The organism is Mammaliicoccus lentus (assembly GCF_947036595.1).
Lineage (GTDB): Bacteria > Bacillota > Bacilli > Staphylococcales > Staphylococcaceae > Mammaliicoccus > Mammaliicoccus lentus.
Map to the genome: position 1 here is coordinate 736457 of NZ_OX344834.1, position 15457 is coordinate 751913.

General features: G+C 34.5%; 28 protein-coding genes. All 28 read left to right on the plus strand.

Features of this window, described 5'->3' with window-relative positions; translation table 11 throughout:
* The first annotated feature begins 1 nt into the window (after nt 1).
* Nucleotides 2–436 (plus strand): 50S ribosomal protein L16, encoded by a 435-nt coding sequence (gene rplP, locus ACNMOQ_RS03445; RefSeq protein WP_070044890.1) that lies wholly within the window; start codon nt 2–4, stop codon nt 434–436.
* Nucleotides 426–641: a 50S ribosomal protein L29 gene (gene rpmC / locus ACNMOQ_RS03450; RefSeq protein WP_016998808.1), complete on the plus strand. Its 216-nt coding sequence runs from the start codon at nt 426–428 to the stop codon at nt 639–641. Before rplP ends, rpmC begins: the two co-directional genes overlap by 11 nt.
* A gap of 23 nt (nt 642–664) precedes the next feature.
* Nucleotides 665–928 carry a 30S ribosomal protein S17 gene (gene rpsQ / locus ACNMOQ_RS03455; protein ID WP_103268771.1) on the plus strand — a complete coding sequence of 88 codons (264 nt, stop codon included), beginning with the start codon at nt 665–667 and terminating at the stop codon, nt 926–928.
* A 33-nt stretch (nt 929–961) separates the two neighbouring features.
* Entirely contained in the window at nt 962–1330 is a 369-nt protein-coding gene (gene rplN / locus ACNMOQ_RS03460; RefSeq protein WP_016998810.1) for a 50S ribosomal protein L14, read from the plus strand.
* A 43-nt stretch (nt 1331–1373) separates the two neighbouring features.
* On the plus strand, nt 1374–1694 hold the full coding sequence (rplX, locus tag ACNMOQ_RS03465) for a 50S ribosomal protein L24 (protein WP_064204193.1): 321 nt from the start codon (nt 1374–1376) through the stop codon (nt 1692–1694).
* A 25-nt stretch (nt 1695–1719) separates the two neighbouring features.
* Complete coding sequence (gene rplE / locus ACNMOQ_RS03470; protein WP_016998811.1) at nt 1720–2259, plus strand: 50S ribosomal protein L5; 540 nt, start codon at nt 1720–1722, stop codon at nt 2257–2259.
* Nucleotides 2260–2286: 27 nt separating this feature from the next.
* Entirely contained in the window at nt 2287–2472 is a 186-nt protein-coding gene (locus ACNMOQ_RS03475; RefSeq protein ID WP_016998812.1) for a type Z 30S ribosomal protein S14, read from the plus strand.
* Between the two features lie 30 nt (nt 2473–2502).
* Nucleotides 2503–2901 (plus strand): 30S ribosomal protein S8, encoded by a 399-nt coding sequence (rpsH, locus tag ACNMOQ_RS03480; RefSeq protein WP_016998813.1) that lies wholly within the window; start codon nt 2503–2505, stop codon nt 2899–2901.
* A 29-nt stretch (nt 2902–2930) separates the two neighbouring features.
* A complete protein-coding gene (gene rplF / locus ACNMOQ_RS03485) occupies nt 2931–3467 on the plus strand; it encodes a 50S ribosomal protein L6 (RefSeq protein WP_016998814.1) in 537 nt (178 codons plus the stop codon).
* 27 nt (nt 3468–3494) lie between these two features.
* On the plus strand, nt 3495–3857 hold the full coding sequence (gene rplR, locus ACNMOQ_RS03490; RefSeq protein ID WP_103268772.1) for a 50S ribosomal protein L18: 363 nt from the start codon (nt 3495–3497) through the stop codon (nt 3855–3857).
* Nucleotides 3858–3875: 18 nt separating this feature from the next.
* Nucleotides 3876–4376, plus strand: coding sequence for a 30S ribosomal protein S5 (gene rpsE / locus ACNMOQ_RS03495; protein ID WP_016998816.1), 501 nt, complete (start codon nt 3876–3878; stop codon nt 4374–4376).
* 16 nt (nt 4377–4392) lie between these two features.
* On the plus strand, nt 4393–4572 hold the full coding sequence (rpmD, locus tag ACNMOQ_RS03500; RefSeq protein ID WP_016998817.1) for a 50S ribosomal protein L30: 180 nt from the start codon (nt 4393–4395) through the stop codon (nt 4570–4572).
* A gap of 30 nt (nt 4573–4602) precedes the next feature.
* Nucleotides 4603–5043, plus strand: a complete 441-nt coding sequence (gene rplO / locus ACNMOQ_RS03505) for a 50S ribosomal protein L15 (protein WP_016998818.1) — start codon at nt 4603–4605, stop codon at nt 5041–5043.
* Complete coding sequence (secY, locus tag ACNMOQ_RS03510; protein WP_016998819.1) at nt 5043–6344, plus strand: preprotein translocase subunit SecY; 1302 nt, start codon at nt 5043–5045, stop codon at nt 6342–6344. Before rplO ends, secY begins: the two co-directional genes overlap by 1 nt.
* Before the next feature lie 18 nt (nt 6345–6362).
* A complete protein-coding gene (locus tag ACNMOQ_RS03515; RefSeq protein WP_016998820.1) occupies nt 6363–7013 on the plus strand; it encodes an adenylate kinase in 651 nt (216 codons plus the stop codon).
* 306 nt (nt 7014–7319) lie between these two features.
* The gene (gene infA / locus ACNMOQ_RS03520; protein WP_001118443.1) at nt 7320–7538 is read left to right on the plus strand and encodes a translation initiation factor IF-1; all 219 of its coding nucleotides are present in this window, start codon (nt 7320–7322) and stop codon (nt 7536–7538) included.
* A gap of 32 nt (nt 7539–7570) precedes the next feature.
* Entirely contained in the window at nt 7571–7684 is a 114-nt protein-coding gene (gene rpmJ, locus ACNMOQ_RS03525) for a 50S ribosomal protein L36 (protein WP_003156543.1), read from the plus strand.
* 20 nt (nt 7685–7704) lie between these two features.
* Nucleotides 7705–8070, plus strand: a complete 366-nt coding sequence (gene rpsM, locus ACNMOQ_RS03530; RefSeq protein WP_016998821.1) for a 30S ribosomal protein S13 — start codon at nt 7705–7707, stop codon at nt 8068–8070.
* Between the two features lie 22 nt (nt 8071–8092).
* On the plus strand, nt 8093–8482 hold the full coding sequence (gene rpsK / locus ACNMOQ_RS03535) for a 30S ribosomal protein S11 (RefSeq protein WP_016998822.1): 390 nt from the start codon (nt 8093–8095) through the stop codon (nt 8480–8482).
* A gap of 83 nt (nt 8483–8565) precedes the next feature.
* Nucleotides 8566–9510 carry a DNA-directed RNA polymerase subunit alpha gene (locus ACNMOQ_RS03540; protein WP_064204192.1) on the plus strand — a complete coding sequence of 315 codons (945 nt, stop codon included), beginning with the start codon at nt 8566–8568 and terminating at the stop codon, nt 9508–9510.
* A gap of 16 nt (nt 9511–9526) precedes the next feature.
* Complete coding sequence (gene rplQ / locus ACNMOQ_RS03545) at nt 9527–9892, plus strand: 50S ribosomal protein L17 (protein ID WP_016998824.1); 366 nt, start codon at nt 9527–9529, stop codon at nt 9890–9892.
* A 366-nt stretch (nt 9893–10258) separates the two neighbouring features.
* Nucleotides 10259–11065 carry an energy-coupling factor transporter ATPase gene (locus ACNMOQ_RS03550; RefSeq protein ID WP_016998825.1) on the plus strand — a complete coding sequence of 269 codons (807 nt, stop codon included), beginning with the start codon at nt 10259–10261 and terminating at the stop codon, nt 11063–11065.
* A complete protein-coding gene (locus tag ACNMOQ_RS03555; RefSeq protein WP_016998826.1) occupies nt 11062–11928 on the plus strand; it encodes an energy-coupling factor transporter ATPase in 867 nt (288 codons plus the stop codon). The genes ACNMOQ_RS03550 and ACNMOQ_RS03555 overlap by 4 nt, the downstream gene beginning before the upstream one ends.
* Nucleotides 11918–12715, plus strand: coding sequence for an energy-coupling factor transporter transmembrane component T family protein (locus ACNMOQ_RS03560; RefSeq protein WP_064204190.1), 798 nt, complete (start codon nt 11918–11920; stop codon nt 12713–12715). Before ACNMOQ_RS03555 ends, ACNMOQ_RS03560 begins: the two co-directional genes overlap by 11 nt.
* Nucleotides 12716–12725: 10 nt before the next feature.
* Nucleotides 12726–13520 (plus strand): tRNA pseudouridine(38-40) synthase TruA, encoded by a 795-nt coding sequence (gene truA / locus ACNMOQ_RS03565; RefSeq protein ID WP_070044888.1) that lies wholly within the window; start codon nt 12726–12728, stop codon nt 13518–13520.
* A gap of 217 nt (nt 13521–13737) precedes the next feature.
* Nucleotides 13738–14175, plus strand: coding sequence for a 50S ribosomal protein L13 (gene rplM / locus ACNMOQ_RS03570; protein WP_016998829.1), 438 nt, complete (start codon nt 13738–13740; stop codon nt 14173–14175).
* Nucleotides 14176–14194: 19 nt separating this feature from the next.
* Entirely contained in the window at nt 14195–14587 is a 393-nt protein-coding gene (gene rpsI, locus ACNMOQ_RS03575; protein WP_016998830.1) for a 30S ribosomal protein S9, read from the plus strand.
* A 297-nt stretch (nt 14588–14884) separates the two neighbouring features.
* Nucleotides 14885–15445 (plus strand): class I SAM-dependent methyltransferase, encoded by a 561-nt coding sequence (locus ACNMOQ_RS03580; RefSeq protein ID WP_416350252.1) that lies wholly within the window; start codon nt 14885–14887, stop codon nt 15443–15445.
* The last annotated feature ends 12 nt before the right edge of the window (nt 15446–15457 follow it).

Here is a 15457-nt window from a genome sequence, read left to right on the forward strand (position 1 = left end):
AATGTTATTACCAAAACGTGTTAAATTCCGTCGTCAACATCGTCCTAAAACAACTGGTCGTTCAAAAGGCGGAAATGAAGTAACATTTGGTGAGTATGGCTTACAAGCTCAATCAGCAGCTTGGATTACATCTCGTCAAATTGAATCAGCTCGTATCGCAATGACACGTTATATGAAACGTGGCGGAAAAGTATGGATCAAAATATTCCCACATACACCTTACACTAAAAAACCTTTAGAAGTACGTATGGGTTCTGGTAAAGGTGCAGTTGAAGGTTGGGTAGCAGTAGTTAAACCAGGACGTATCTTGTTCGAAGTTGCAGGTGTTCAAGAAGAAGTAGCACGTGAAGCATTACGTCTTGCTGCACACAAACTTCCAGTTAAATCTAAGTTTGTAAAACGTGAAGAATTGGGTGGTGACACAAATGAAAGCTAAGGATATCAGAAATTTAACCACTACTGAAATTGAAAAAGAAATTAAAGAAGCTAAAGAACAATTATTCAACTTACGCTTTCAGTTAGCAACTGGTCAACTTGAAGAGACTGCTAACATTCGAAAAGTTAAAAAAACGATTGCACGTTTGAAAACAATCGTTCGTGAAAGAGAAATCGAAGAAGAGAAAGCAGCAGATAATAAATAATCAAGTAAAGGAGGTTCATTACTGTGAGCGAAAGAAATGACCGCAAAGTTTACGTTGGTAAAGTAGTTTCAGATAAAATGGATAAAACTATTACAGTAGTTGTAGAAACTTACAAAACTCATAAATTATATGGTAAACGAATCAAATATTCAAAAAAATATAAAACTCATGATGAAAATAATTCAGCAAAAATGGGCGATATCGTTAAGATTGCAGAAACACGTCCTTTATCATCAACTAAGCATTTCCGTCTAGTTGAAATCGTTGAAGAATCAGTAATTATTTAATAGAAGTATAAAGATAAGGGAGGTCAAACAAAGATGATCCAACAAGAAACACGTTTAAAAGTGGCAGACAACTCTGGTGCTCGTGAAGTATTAACAATCAAAGTTTTAGGCGGAACTGGTCGTAAAACAGCAAACATTGGTGACGTTATCGTTGTTACTGTTAAAAATGCTACACCAGGCGGCGTTGTTAAAAAAGGTGAAGTCGTTAAAGCTGTTGTTGTTCGTACTAAAACAGGTGTACGCCGTGAAGATGGTTCATACATCAAATTTGACGAAAATGCATGTGTAATCATTCGTGATGACAAAGGTCCACGTGGTACACGTATATTCGGTCCTGTAGCGCGTGAATTACGTGAAGGTAACTTCATGAAGATAGTTTCTCTAGCGCCAGAGGTACTTTAATCTATAATGATAAAAAACAAAATTCCTAAGGAGGTGCCTACACATGCACGTACGTAAAGGTGACAACGTAATCGTTATCTCAGGTAAAGATAAAGGTAAAACTGGTAAAGTTTTAGAAGCATTACCTAAGAAAGAACGCGTAGTTGTAGAAGGTGTGAACGTTATTAAAAAACACCAGAAACCAACTCAGTTCAATCCAGAAGGTGGTATCTTAGAAACAGAAGGTACTATCCATGTATCAAACGTTCAATTACTAGATCCTAAGACAAACGAACCAACTCGTGTTGGATTCAAAGTAGTAGATGGTAAAAAAGTTCGTATCGCTAAAAAATCAGGCGAAGAAATTAAATCATCAAAAGAATAATTATTAAGTGAAAGGAGGATCCACTTTGACACGTTTAAAAGAAAAGTTTAATAATGAAATTTCATCTGAATTAGTTAAGAAATTTAACTACAGCTCAGTAATGGAAGTACCAAAAATCGAAAAAATCGTAGTAAATATGGGTATCGGTGATGCGGTTCAAAACTCTAAAGTTTTAGATTCAGCTGTTGAAGAATTGCAATCAATCACTGGTCAAAAACCAGTAGTAACTAAAGCAAAAAAATCAATTGCGACTTTCCGTCTTCGTGAAGGTATGCCAATCGGTGCAAAAGTAACATTACGTGGAGAAAGAATGTATGAATTCTTTGATAAATTAATCTCAGTTTCATTACCACGTGTACGTGACTTCCGCGGTATCTCTAAAAAAGCATTTGACGGTCGCGGTAACTACACATTAGGTGTTAAAGAACAATTAATTTTCCCTGAAATCGACTATGATAAAGTAAGTAAAGTACGCGGAATGGATATCGTTATCGTAACAACTGCTAACACTGACGAGGAAGCTCGTGAATTGTTAACACAATTCGGTATGCCATTTCAAAAGTAATCTCTAATTATAAAGGAGGCTAATTAAGTGGCTAAAAAATCAATGATCGCTAAACAACAACGTAAACAAAAATTCGGAGTTCGTGAATATACGCGTTGTGAACGTTGTGGACGTCCACATTCAGTATACCGTAAATTCAAACTTTGTCGTATTTGTTTCCGTGAACTAGCGTACAAAGGCCAAATCCCTGGCGTACGTAAAGCTAGTTGGTAAAACTCAAAAGAATGAAAGGAGGATACACAAATGACAATGTCAGATCCAATTGCAGATATGTTAACTCGCGTACGTAACGCAAACATGGTACGTCACGAAAAATTAGAGTTACCTGCATCAAACATTAAAAAAGAAATCGCTGAAATCCTTAAAAACGAAGGATTCGTAAAAAGCGTAGAATATATCGAAGATGATAAGCAAGGTGTTATCCGTATGTTCCTAAAATATGGTCAAAACAACGAGCGTGTTATCACAGGTTTAAAACGTATTTCTAAACCAGGTTTACGTGTTTATGCTAAAGCTGACGAGATTCCAAGAGTTCTTAACGGTTTAGGTATTGCACTTGTCTCTACATCTGAAGGTGTTGTAACTGATAAAGTTGCTAGGCAACGTGGAATCGGTGGAGAAGTATTAGCTTATATCTGGTAATTATAAAATTATAAGGAGGTGCCCACATAATGAGCCGTGTTGGAAAGAAAATTATTGAGATTCCTTCAGACGTAACTGTTGCTATCGAAGGTAACACGATTACAGTAAAAGGATCTAAAGGTGAATTAACTAGTACTTTTAATGAAGAAATGACATATAAACAAGAGGAGAACACTTTAGAAGTTGTTCGTCCATCTGACTCTATAGAACACAAAACAGTACATGGCACAACTCGTGCATTGATCGCTAACATGATCGAAGGTGTATCTAAAGGTTTTGAGAAAAACTTAGAACTTATCGGTGTAGGTTACCGTGCTCAAATGCAAGGTAATAACATCATCCTTAACGTAGGATATTCTCACCCAGTTGAAATTACTGCTGAAGATGGTATCACATTATCAGTAGATAAAAACACTAAAATTAAAGTAGAAGGTATTTCTAAGGAACGTGTTGGTGCTGTTGCATCTTACATCCGTTCAATCCGTCCACCAGAACCTTATAAAGGTAAAGGTATTCGTTACGAAGGCGAATATGTTCGTCAAAAAGAAGGTAAAACTGGTAAGTAATCACTAAGATAAGAAAGGAGCACTAACATGATCGCTAAAATCGACAAAAATAAAGTTCGTTTGAAAAGACATGCTCGCGTGCGTTCTAAATTAGCTGGAACAAGCGAAAAACCACGTTTAAATGTTTATCGTTCAAACAAACATATTTATGCTCAAGTTATTGATGACGTAAACGGTGTTACAATCGCTCAATCATCAAGTTTAGATAAAGACTTAAATATAGAGCAATCAGGTAATGTAGAAGCTGCAGCTAAAGTTGGCGAAAGCGTTGCAAAACGTGCGTCAGAAAAAGGCGTTGAAACTGTAGTATTTGACCGTGGAGGATATTTATATCACGGACGTATTCAAGCATTAGCTGATGCAGCTCGCGAAAACGGACTTCAATTTTAATTTAAAGGAGGGACACTCATGCGTCGTAAAGAACAAGAAGTTAAAGAATTTGAAGAGCGCGTAGTTACGATTAACCGTGTAGCTAAAGTAGTTAAAGGTGGTCGTCGTTTCCGTTTCACAGCTTTAGTAGTTGTTGGAGACAAAAATGGTCGCGTAGGTTTCGGTACAGGTAAAGCACAAGAAGTACCTGAAGCTATTAAAAAAGCAGTAGAAGCTGCTAAAAAAGATTTAGTAACAGTTCCACGTGTTGAAGGAACGACTCCTCACCAAGTTATTGGACGTTTTGGTGCAGGTAATGTTTTAATTAAACCAGCAGCACCTGGTACAGGTGTTATTGCAGGTGGACCAGTTCGTGCGGTATTAGAACTTGCTGGTATCACTGATATCTTAAGTAAATCATTAGGTTCAAACACACCAATCAATATGGTTCGTGCTACAATTGAAGGACTTAAAGAACTTAAAAATGCCGAACAAGTAGCTAGTCTACGCGGTAAATCAGTAGAAGAATTATTAAATTAAGGAGGGAAAAAACACTATGGCTAAATTAGAAATTACCCTCACTCGTAGCATTATAGGTCGCCCTGAAACTCAACGTAAGACAGTTCAAGCGTTAGGACTAAAAAAGACAAACTCAACTGTTATAGTTGAAGACAATCCTGCGATTCGTGGGCAAATCGAGAAAATTAATCACTTAATCAAAGTTACTGAACAATAATAATAATCAAAGTATTAAGGAGGTGCCAAAATGAAATTACATGAATTGAAACCAGTTGAAGGTGCTCGTAAAGAGCGTAACCGTGTTGGTCGTGGTATGGCAACAGGTAACGGTAAAACAAGTGGACGTGGACATAAAGGTCAAAAAGCACGTTCAGGTGGCGGTACTCGTTTAGGTTTCGAGGGTGGTCAATTACCATTATTCCGTCGTTTACCAAAACGTGGATTCTCTAACATCAACCGTAAAGATTATGCAATTGTTAATTTAGACCAATTAAATCGTTTCGAAGATGGAACTGAAATCACACCTGCATTATTAGTTGAATCAGGTGTAGTGAAATCTGAGAAATCAGGTATCAAAGTATTAGGAAACGGTTCATTAGAAAAGAAATTAACAATACAAGCTCATAAATTCTCAGCTTCAGCAATTGAAGCAATCGAAGGTAAGGGCGGAACGCATGAGGTGATCTAATGTTTGAAACGATCGTTAGTTTTTTGAAGACTAAAGACATTCGTAACAAGATATTATTCACACTAGCAATGCTCGTTATATTCAAAGTTGGGACTTATATTCCAGCTCCTGGCGTTAATCCAGATGCTTTTAATCAAAATAAAGGTTCGCAAGGTATTACCGATTTGTTTAATACATTCGGTGGAGGTGCCTTGCAGAACTTCTCAATTTTAGCTATGGGTATTATGCCTTATATTACTGCTTCAATTGTAATGCAATTATTACAAATGGATGTTGTGCCTAAATTCACTGAGTGGGCTAAACAAGGTGAGGTAGGACGTAAAAAGATTAATCAATTTACGCGTTATTTCACGATCGTTTTAGCTTTCGTTCAAGGTTTAGGTATGTCATATTCATTTAATAATATGCTTGGCGGTAATTTAATTCAAAATACTTCAGTTTTAAATTATGTTTTAATTGCACTCGTATTAACAGCTGGAACAGCTTTCTTAATGTGGTTAGGTGAGCAGATAACACAATTCGGTGTAGGTAATGGTATTTCAATTATTATCTTTGCCGGTATATTATCTTCATTACCAAACTCATTAATACAATTTTACCAACAAAGCTTTGTTGGTGCAGATGATACTACAATGGCTTGGTTAAAAGCGATTGGTTTATTTGTTGGTATGGTTTTACTTACAGTTGGTGCAGTATATGTACTACAAGCTATTCGTAAAATTCCAATTCAATATGCTAAACGTCAACAACAAGGTTCAGGTGCAGGATTATCTGCAAAAGCAACATATTTACCTTTAAAAGTTAATGCAGCTGGTGTTATACCTGTAATTTTTGCAATGGCATTTTTCATGTTGCCTAAAACCTTAACATTGTTCTTCCCAGAACAAGATTGGGCGCAAACAGTTACTAGATATGCAGATCCATCTCATAATATTGGAATGATAGTCTATGTTATTTTAATTATAGCTTTCGCCTACTTTTATGCATTTGTTCAAGTTAATCCTGAAAAAATGGCAGAAAACTTACAAAAACAAGGTAGTTATGTACCGGGTATTAGACCTGGTGAACAAACTAAAAAATATATCACTAGAGTGCTCTATCGTTTAACATTTGTTGGTTCAATTTTCTTAGCTGTAATTTCTATAATTCCAATTTTAGCTATTAAGTTAATGAACTTACCACAAGCTATACAAGTTGGTGGTACAAGCTTACTAATCGTTATCGGTGTTGCTATTGAAACAATGAAAACTTTAGAAGCTCAACTTAATCAACGAGAGTATAGAGGCTTTAGAAGACGATAAACAAGTAGGAGGGCATTTATGAACATCATTTTAATGGGTTTACCTGGTGCAGGTAAAGGAACTCAAGCGAGTGAAATTGTTAAGAAATACCCTATTCCCCATATCTCAACTGGTGATATGTTCCGTAAAGCGATTAAAGAAGAGACTGACCTTGGTAAACAAGCGAAATCTTATATGGATCGTGGGGAACTTGTTCCAGATGAAGTGACTATAGGTATCGTTAGAGAAAGACTTGCTGAAGAAGATGCGAAAAAAGGATTCTTACTAGATGGTTTTCCTCGTACAGTAGAACAAGCTGATGCATTAAATGATATATTAAGTAGCTTAGGTCGTGAAGTTGATGCAGTAATTAACATCCAAGTCCCTGAAGAAGAACTTATGAATCGTTTAACTGGCAGACGTATTTGTGAAGTGTGTGGAACAACTTATCATTTAGTATTTAATCCACCAAAAGTTGAAGGCATCTGTGATCTTGATGGCGGTAAACTATACCAACGTGAAGATGATAATCCTGAGACAGTAGCAAATCGTTTAAGTGTTAATGTTAAACAAACAAAACCACTTTTAGATTTCTATGAAAATCAAGGTGTTTTGAAAAACATCGATGGTTCTCGTGAAATTGAAAATGTTACTGAAGATGTTATTCAAATTCTTGAAACATTAAAGTAATGACGCTTTCACCCCGAATTCGCCTAGCTTTAGGTGGTTCTTGAACGCGTGTTAGCGTTCAATTTTAAGGATCAAGACAGTATTTAGGTTTTTGAAATACAATCGGAGTGATTACTAAAAGCGATAAGTATTTGAAGTGTTGTCGAATGCAAATCTTAAGTATTAAAATCATCCCAATTTTATAAACCTGTGCTTATTCTATGTGATTTAATCACCTAAAGTATGTCTCGTATTTTGGACCAGGTTTTAAAACATGAAATACAATTAGTATTTCACGATAATGAATAGAAAAAGGGGGAAATGATCATGGCTAAACAAGATGTAATCGAATTAGAAGGTACTGTATTAGATACTTTACCAAACGCTATGTTTAAAGTAGAATTAGAAAATGGACATGAAATTTTGGCACACGTGAGTGGTAAAATTCGAATGAATTATATTAGAATTCTACCTGGCGACAAAGTAACAGTTGAAATGTCTCCGTATGACCTAACACGCGGAAGAATCACTTATCGTTATAAATAATCGTCACTCCAAATACAAGGAGGTATACAAAGATGAAAGTAAGACCATCAGTAAAACCAATTTGCGAAAAATGTAAAGTTATTCGTCGTAAAGGTAAAGTAATGGTGATTTGTGAAAATCCAAAACACAAACAAAAACAAGGCTAATAAAAGAGAGGTGTAAATAAATGGCTCGTATTGCAGGTATTGACGTACCACGTGAGAAACGCATAGTAATTTCGTTAACTTACGTATATGGTATCGGAAAAACAACAGCACAACAAATTCTTAAAGAAGCAAACGTATCTGAAGACACACGTGTTCGTGATTTAACAGATGACGAATTAGGTCGTATCCGTGAAGTTGTAGATAACTACAAAGTTGAAGGTGACCTTCGTCGTGAAACAAACTTAAACATTAAACGTTTAATGGAAATAGCTTCATATCGTGGTATCCGCCATCGTCGTGGTTTACCAGTTCGTGGTCAAAAAACTAAGAACAATGCGCGTACGCGTAAAGGACCAGTTAAAACAGTAGCGAACAAGAAAAAATAATAAGTAAAGGAGGCACATATAAATGGCACGTAAACAAGTATCTCGTAAACGTAGAGTGAAAAAGAATATCGAAAGTGGTGTTGCTCACATTCGCTCAACATTCAACAATACAATCGTAACGATCACTGATGATTTCGGTAATGCATTATCATGGTCTTCAGCTGGTGCGTTAGGATTCAAAGGTTCAAAAAAATCAACTCCATTCGCAGCACAAATGGCTTCAGAAACAGCTTCAAAAACTGCTATGGAACATGGTTTAAAAACTGTAGAAGTTACAGTTAAAGGTCCTGGCCCAGGTCGTGAATCAGCGATCCGTGCGTTACAATCAGCTGGATTAGAAATTACAGCTATTAGAGACGTTACACCAGTACCTCATAACGGATGTCGTCCACCAAAACGTCGTCGTGTATAATTTTTGTTAGTTCATAAGTTCAAAAGTCACTGGATAGAAATTAATAAAATTTAATCGACGTTTATAAGGAGGATATATTTATAATGATTGAAATCGAAAAACCTAGAATTGAAACAATAGAAGTTAGTGATGATTCTACATTCGGTAAGTTCGTTGTTGAACCGCTAGAACGTGGTTATGGTACAACACTAGGCAACTCCTTACGTCGTATCCTATTATCTTCATTACCAGGTGCGGCAGTTAAAAATATCGAAATTGAAGGTGTTCTTCACGAATTCTCAGCAGTCGAAAATGTAGTTGAAGACGTTACGACTATCATTATGAACATCAAGAAATTAGCACTTAAAATTTATTCTGAAGAAGATAAAACACTTGAAATCGATATTAAAGATGAAGGTGAAGTTACTGCGAAAGATATTATGCATGATAGTGATGTTGAAATCTTAAACCCAGAGTTAAAGATTGCAACTGTATCTAAAGGTGGTCACCTTAAAATACGTCTAATTGCTAATACTGGTCGCGGATACGCTTTAGCGGAAAAAAATAACACAAGTGATTTGCCAATTGGTGTCATTCCAATCGACTCACTTTATTCTCCAGTAAATCGTGTTAATTACACTGTTGAAAATACACGTGTAGGGCAAAGTAGTGATTATGATAAATTAACTTTAGATGTTTGGACAGATGGTTCTTTATCTCCTCAAGAAGCAGTTTCTTTAGGCGCTAAAATCATGACTGAACACTTAAACATTTTTGTTAATTTAACAGATGAAGCACAAAATGCTGAAATTATGATTGAAAAAGAAGAAGATCAAAAAGAGAAAGTACTAGAAATGTCTATAGAAGAATTAGACCTATCAGTGCGTTCATACAACTGTTTAAAACGTGCAGGAATTAACTCTGTACAAGAATTAGCAGATAAATCTGAGGCAGATATGATGAAAGTGAGAAACTTAGGTCGTAAGTCTCTAGAAGAAGTTAAATATAAATTAGAAGATCTTGGTCTTGGTTTAAGAAAAGAAGACTAATAAAGGAGGTTAATTCATGGGTTACAGAAAATTAGGTCGTACTTCGGATCAACGTAAAGCAATGTTACGTGACTTAGCTACTCAACTTATCGTTTCTGAGCGCATCGAGACTACAGAAGCTCGTGCTAAAGAACTACGTAAAGTTGTCGATAACTTAATTACTTTAGGTAAAAAAGGTGATCTAGCTTCACGTCGTAGAGCTGCTCAAACATTACGTGATGTTAAAATCCTAGAAGATGACAAAACAATTACTGTTTTACAAAAATTATTCAATGATGTTGCGCCTCGTTACGAAGAGCGTCAAGGTGGATACACTCGTATTATGAAAGTGGGACCACGTCGCGGTGACGGAGCAGAGTCAGTAATTATTGAATTAGTATAATTTATTCTTTATTGGAGTGACGCAAGTCACTTCAATCATTCTTTATAAATACAGTTTATTTCACACACACACAAAGCAAATGAGTGCAATGATAATGTTTACCACACATAGATATTGTCTAGCTCAGAGTACTCCATCACATTTGAATGACTTATCGCGTGAACTCGTCTATGGTGGAGTGCGCGCTTTTTTATTTTAAATCCGTTTATACGGATTTTTTTTATGGAAAAAATTAAAAGATAATCAAACATTAATTTTTATATTTGAACTTAAGTAATTAAAAGTATTTTAAAGCAATATATGATTACTTTTCTTTCGTGATGCTGTAAAATAGAGAGACAATTAATTTTCGAAGGATGAATATAGATGGTGCAGAACGAAATTATTAGGTTCTCGAATGTTACATTTAAATACGATGAAGATGAACCTACTGCATTGGAAAATGTTACATTTAATATAAAACGCGGTAAATGGACATCAATCGTTGGCCATAATGGTTCAGGTAAGTCTACAATTGCTAAATTGCTCATGGGTATCAACAATAATTATGAAGGAGATATTATTGTAAAAGATATTAAAGTATCTGAAGAAAATATCGACGAAGTTAGAAAACATATCGGTATCGTTTTTCAAAATCCTGATAATCAGTTTATAGGCTCTACTGTAGAGTATGATGTTGCGTTTGGAATGGAGAACCAAGGCATAGAATATAGTCTTATGCATACAATTGTAGATCAAGTATTAACTGAAGTAGGTATGTTAGAAATGAAGACATTCGAGCCATCTCATTTGTCAGGCGGTCAAAAACAGCGCGTTGCAATTGCAGGTATTTTAGCTATGTCGCCAGATGTCATTATTTTAGATGAAGCAACAGCAATGTTAGACCCTGAAGGAAAAGAAAGCATCATGAATTTAATTAAAACTATACAAGATGAACGTCACTTAACAGTCATTTCAATTACACACGATTTAGAAGAAGCAGTAGAAGCTGATGAAATTATCGTTATGAATAAAGGTAAAGTTTATAAACAAGATGTCCCAGAAGAAATATTTAAAGAAGGGGCATATTTAACTGAAATAGGATTAGATTTACCTTTCGCAATGAGAATGAATAGCCTGTTATTAAATAATTACGCATTTTCATCTTTTGAACAGTTGGTGAATCGCTTATGAAAATTATATTTAATAATGTAAGTTATGACTATGGTTTAAAAACGCCATTTCAATATAGAGCGTTAAATCATATTTCAACCACTTTTAACGAATCGAAATTTTATGCAGTTGTAGGACAAACTGGGTCGGGGAAATCTACGCTAATCCAACATTTAAACGCAATATTAAAGCCAACTGAAGGGCAGTTAACTATTGATGAAATAGAAATCAATAGAAAGACAAAATCTAAGAAATTATCCCCTGTTCGTAAAAAGGTTGGCATCGTTTTTCAATTTGCAGAACATCAATTATTCGAAGATACAGTCGAAAAAGATATTATATTCGGTCCACTTAATTATGGTATGGATAAAGATAAAGCAGTTAAAAGAGCAGAAGAATTAATGGATTTATTAGGTATGGAACATGCTTTATTAAAGAAGTCGCCATTCGAGCTCTCAGGTGGCCAAAAACGACGTATAGCTATCGCGGGTGTATTAGCTATGGAACCTGAAATATTAGTCCTTGATGAGCCTACAGTGGGCTTAGACCCTAAAGGACAACAAGACATGATGGATTTGTTCAGAAAAATACAAATGGACTTAGGTATTACAGTAATACTTATTTCTCATCAAATGGACATCGTTTTGAAATACGCAGATGAAGTGAAAGTGATTAAAGCAGGAGAATTAATAGCTGAAGATAAACCTATTAATATTTTTACTAATGAAGAATTAGTGAGACAAGCACATTTAGACATTCCAAAAATCATCCAATTACAACAAGCAGTTGAGCGCAAATACAATATGCAATTTGATCAACTTGCAACTTCTGAAGAAATGTTTAAAGATATGTATGATAAGTGGGTGATGAAACATGACAGATAAACTGATAATTGGTCGTTATATTCCTGGTAATACAATTATTCACCAACTTGATTCTCGAATGAAAATGATTTTTGTACTACTTTTTATGGTGTTAATATTCTTTTGTAATTCGTGGTTGAGTTATTGTTTCATGATTTTATCCGTTTTATTCATTATGTATTTATCAAAAATAAAACTTTGGTTTTTAATTAAAGGTCTTACTCCAGTGATGATTCTATTTATCTTTACATTCGTCATGCACTTAATCGTAACAAAAGGCGGTCCTGTGCTCATTGATTTTAAAATATTTACAGTTGAACAAAATGGTGTAGTACAAGGAACATTTATTGTATTAAGACTTGTGTTACTTGTTATGATTTCAACTATTATGACCCTTACTACAAGCCCAATTAGTTTAACAGATGCAATAGAATCAATGCTAAGACCCTTAAAAAAAATAAAGTTTCCAGTTCACGAAATGGCTATGATGATGTCTATATCTTTAAGGTTTATCCCAACTTTAATGGATGAATTGGAAAGAATAATAAAGGCTCAAACATCAAGAGGTTCAGATGTTACGTCTGGAAGTATTATGAATAGATTTAAAGCTATTATACCTTTATTAATTCCTATGTTTATTTCGGCTTTTAAGAGAGCAGACGACTTAGCAGTAGCAATGGAAGCAAGAGGTTATAATGCATCAAATGTTAGAACAACATATCGTAAGTTAAATTGGCGTATGAGAGATACGTTAGCATTATCAACAATTATTATCATAGCAATTGTTATATATTTATTAAGAAATTGAGGTGCCTATTTTGAGGATGTTAGTGAAAATTTCATATCATGGAGGACAATTCATGGGGTTTCAAATACAACACCATGAAAGAACAGTCCAATATGAATTTGAAAGAATTCTAAAAAGAATGCACCGTACATTTGTTAGAATTCATCCTTCTAGTAGAACGGATAAAGGCGTTCACGCTATAGAACAATATTTTCATTTTGATACAGATTTGAATATCGCCCCAGATAAATGGCAGTATGCATTTAATTCTGCTTTACCAAAAGATATATATGTTCAAAGCGTAGAACAAATCAGTGATACATTTCATTGTCGATATCATTGTGTAGGTAAAAAATATCGTTACAAAGTTTATATAGACGAAGCTAGAAAAGTATTTGAACACGATACAAAAGTACAACAAAAGAAACCGGTCGATATAAACGCAATGAACGAAGCAGCTAAATCATTTTTAGGGACACATGATTTTACAAGTTTTTGTTCACAAAAGACAGAAGTAAAAAACAAAGAAAGAACAATTTATCAAAGTGAAGTTGTAGAAACGGAAGAAGGCTTTGAATTTATCGTGACAGGATCTGGTTTCCTATATAATATGGTACGCGTTATGGTAGCTTATTTAATTCTTGTAGGTGAAGGGAAAAGAAGCGGTCAGGAAATTCATAAATTACTTGAAGAAAGAGATCGTAATAAAGTGCCACATACAGCACCTGCACATGGATTATACTTAGAAAGAATTTATCTTAGCGAAGAAGAACTCAAAGAAGAGTTTGGAGAACACATTCACATTCATAAGAAAAACTCTATATAAATTGTTTGAAATCAATTGACAAAAAGCGAAATAAATTATATTATAGTTAACGGTATTGTTTTATATCACCACCACGATAAGCCCCGGAATCTTATTGTGTTTTAAGATATAGAAGCAGGAATCAGATAACGGAATATAAGATGTATGTTTTTTCTTTGGTACAGGCGAATTCATACATCTTGACCAGAACTTTTTTAAAATTTAGGAGGACACTATAATGCGTCAAACATTTATGGCTAATGAAGCAAACATCGATCGCAAATGGTTTGTTGTTGATGCTGAAGGAGAAACGTTAGGTCGTTTATCATCAGAAATCGCATCAATCTTACGCGGTAAACATAAAGCAACTTATACACCACACGTTGATACAGGAGATAATGTTATAATTATCAATGCTGACAAAATCTACTTATCAGGTAACAAAGAACAAGATAAAATTTACTACCGTCACTCAAATCACCCAGGCGGAATCAAATCAATTTCAGCTGGTGAATTAAAAGAGAAAAACCCAGTTCGTTTATTAGAAACATCTATCAAAGGTATGTTACCAAATAATAAACTTGGTGAAAAACAAGGTAAAAAATTATTCGTATATGCTGGTGCAGAGCATCCACATGCTGCACAACAACCTGAAAACTACGAGTTACGTGGTTAATTAAGAGGAGGATACTACATTGGCACAAGTTGAATATCAAGGCACAGGCCGTCGTAAACATTCAGTAGCACGTGTACGTTTAGTACCTGGTGAAGGTAACATAACAATTAACAAACGTGACGTACGTGACTACTTACCATTTGAATCATTAATTTTAGATTTAAACCAACCATTTGAAGTAACTGAAACTAAAGGAAACTATGATGTTTTAGTAAACGTTCAAGGTGGCGGTTTAACAGGACAAGCACAAGCTATCCGTCACGGAATTGCACGTGCATTGTTAGAAGCTGACCCAGAATACCGTGCTTCATTAAAACGCGCAGGATTACTTACTCGTGATCCACGTATGAAAGAACGTATGAAACCTGGTCTTAAAGGCGCTCGTCGTTCACCACAATTCTCAAAACGTTAATATTGTTTACCAATATTATTTTGATTCCCATAAGCAAATGCTTATGGGATTTTTTTATACTTAACTAATAAATATTTTTATCATTATATAAAATATATTAAAATCTCTAAACCTCCAAGTTGACTTGTATTATATCTGGTGTTAATATGATTCAATCAAAGATATAAAAAGTCTTTAATATCTTTGAAAGGTGAATTACTGCATTAAAATTAAATTTTATTAAAGCACGATATAAGCAAAGAAGCATAATTAAATTTATATATAAATTCTGTTTTATCTATTTGAGGAGGTATTTTAATGAATCAAAAATTAACAAAGAAAATCAATAACTTAGAGACGATACAAAGAATTCCAGTAGAAGATATACTATCATTTATTTCTCTAAATAAAGTGGATAAAGTATTAGATCTTGGAGCTGGAGTAGGGTATATAAGTCTTCCAATATCTAAGTACGTAGATGAAGTAACTGCAATTGATTTTGATGAAGACATTTTAAATTATTTAGATAAAAAATCTAAGGAAAAAGAAATTACGAATATTGAAACACTGGTATCAGATTTTAAAGATATTCAATTAAGTAGCGAAACATTCGATAGAGCAATTGCATCAATATCACTGCATGAAGTAAGTCCACTTTCGCAGGCTTTAAATGAAATATATAGAGTCTTAAAAAATAAAGGCGTATTTCTATGTATTGAATTAGAAAAGCTAGATTTAACAAAAGCTCCAAGAGTCTCGTCAGAAGATATGGTAGAACAAGTTCGAGATGCAGGATTTGATAAAGTAGATGTATTTTATCCAGAAGGTAAAATTGGTAATCAGCCTGTTTATATAGTCGTAGCAGAAAAGAATATATAAGCTAAAAGTTTT

What these genes read in the sequence shown, in the direction of transcription:
- rplP (WP_070044890.1), top strand. Translation starts at nt 2, where the DNA reads ATGTTATTACCAAAACGTGTTAAATTCCGTCGTCAACATCGTCCTAAA.
- rpmC (WP_016998808.1), top strand. Translation starts at nt 426, where the DNA reads ATGAAAGCTAAGGATATCAGAAATTTAACCACTACTGAAATTGAAAAA.
- rplN (WP_016998810.1), top strand. Translation starts at nt 962, where the DNA reads ATGATCCAACAAGAAACACGTTTAAAAGTGGCAGACAACTCTGGTGCT.
- rplX (WP_064204193.1), top strand. Translation starts at nt 1,374, where the DNA reads ATGCACGTACGTAAAGGTGACAACGTAATCGTTATCTCAGGTAAAGAT.
- rpsH (WP_016998813.1), top strand. Translation starts at nt 2,503, where the DNA reads ATGACAATGTCAGATCCAATTGCAGATATGTTAACTCGCGTACGTAAC.
- rplF (WP_016998814.1), top strand. Translation starts at nt 2,931, where the DNA reads ATGAGCCGTGTTGGAAAGAAAATTATTGAGATTCCTTCAGACGTAACT.
- rplR (WP_103268772.1), top strand. Translation starts at nt 3,495, where the DNA reads ATGATCGCTAAAATCGACAAAAATAAAGTTCGTTTGAAAAGACATGCT.
- rpsE (WP_016998816.1), top strand. Translation starts at nt 3,876, where the DNA reads ATGCGTCGTAAAGAACAAGAAGTTAAAGAATTTGAAGAGCGCGTAGTT.
- rpmD (WP_016998817.1), top strand. Translation starts at nt 4,393, where the DNA reads ATGGCTAAATTAGAAATTACCCTCACTCGTAGCATTATAGGTCGCCCT.
- rplO (WP_016998818.1), top strand. Translation starts at nt 4,603, where the DNA reads ATGAAATTACATGAATTGAAACCAGTTGAAGGTGCTCGTAAAGAGCGT.
- secY (WP_016998819.1), top strand. Translation starts at nt 5,043, where the DNA reads ATGTTTGAAACGATCGTTAGTTTTTTGAAGACTAAAGACATTCGTAAC.
- ACNMOQ_RS03515 (WP_016998820.1), top strand. Translation starts at nt 6,363, where the DNA reads ATGAACATCATTTTAATGGGTTTACCTGGTGCAGGTAAAGGAACTCAA.
- infA (WP_001118443.1), top strand. Translation starts at nt 7,320, where the DNA reads ATGGCTAAACAAGATGTAATCGAATTAGAAGGTACTGTATTAGATACT.
- rpmJ (WP_003156543.1), top strand. Translation starts at nt 7,571, where the DNA reads ATGAAAGTAAGACCATCAGTAAAACCAATTTGCGAAAAATGTAAAGTT.
- rpsM (WP_016998821.1), top strand. Translation starts at nt 7,705, where the DNA reads ATGGCTCGTATTGCAGGTATTGACGTACCACGTGAGAAACGCATAGTA.
- rpsK (WP_016998822.1), top strand. Translation starts at nt 8,093, where the DNA reads ATGGCACGTAAACAAGTATCTCGTAAACGTAGAGTGAAAAAGAATATC.
- ACNMOQ_RS03540 (WP_064204192.1), top strand. Translation starts at nt 8,566, where the DNA reads ATGATTGAAATCGAAAAACCTAGAATTGAAACAATAGAAGTTAGTGAT.
- rplQ (WP_016998824.1), top strand. Translation starts at nt 9,527, where the DNA reads ATGGGTTACAGAAAATTAGGTCGTACTTCGGATCAACGTAAAGCAATG.
- ACNMOQ_RS03550 (WP_016998825.1), top strand. Translation starts at nt 10,259, where the DNA reads ATGGTGCAGAACGAAATTATTAGGTTCTCGAATGTTACATTTAAATAC.
- ACNMOQ_RS03555 (WP_016998826.1), top strand. Translation starts at nt 11,062, where the DNA reads ATGAAAATTATATTTAATAATGTAAGTTATGACTATGGTTTAAAAACG.
- ACNMOQ_RS03560 (WP_064204190.1), top strand. Translation starts at nt 11,918, where the DNA reads ATGACAGATAAACTGATAATTGGTCGTTATATTCCTGGTAATACAATT.
- rplM (WP_016998829.1), top strand. Translation starts at nt 13,738, where the DNA reads ATGCGTCAAACATTTATGGCTAATGAAGCAAACATCGATCGCAAATGG.
- ACNMOQ_RS03580 (WP_416350252.1), top strand. Translation starts at nt 14,885, where the DNA reads ATGAATCAAAAATTAACAAAGAAAATCAATAACTTAGAGACGATACAA.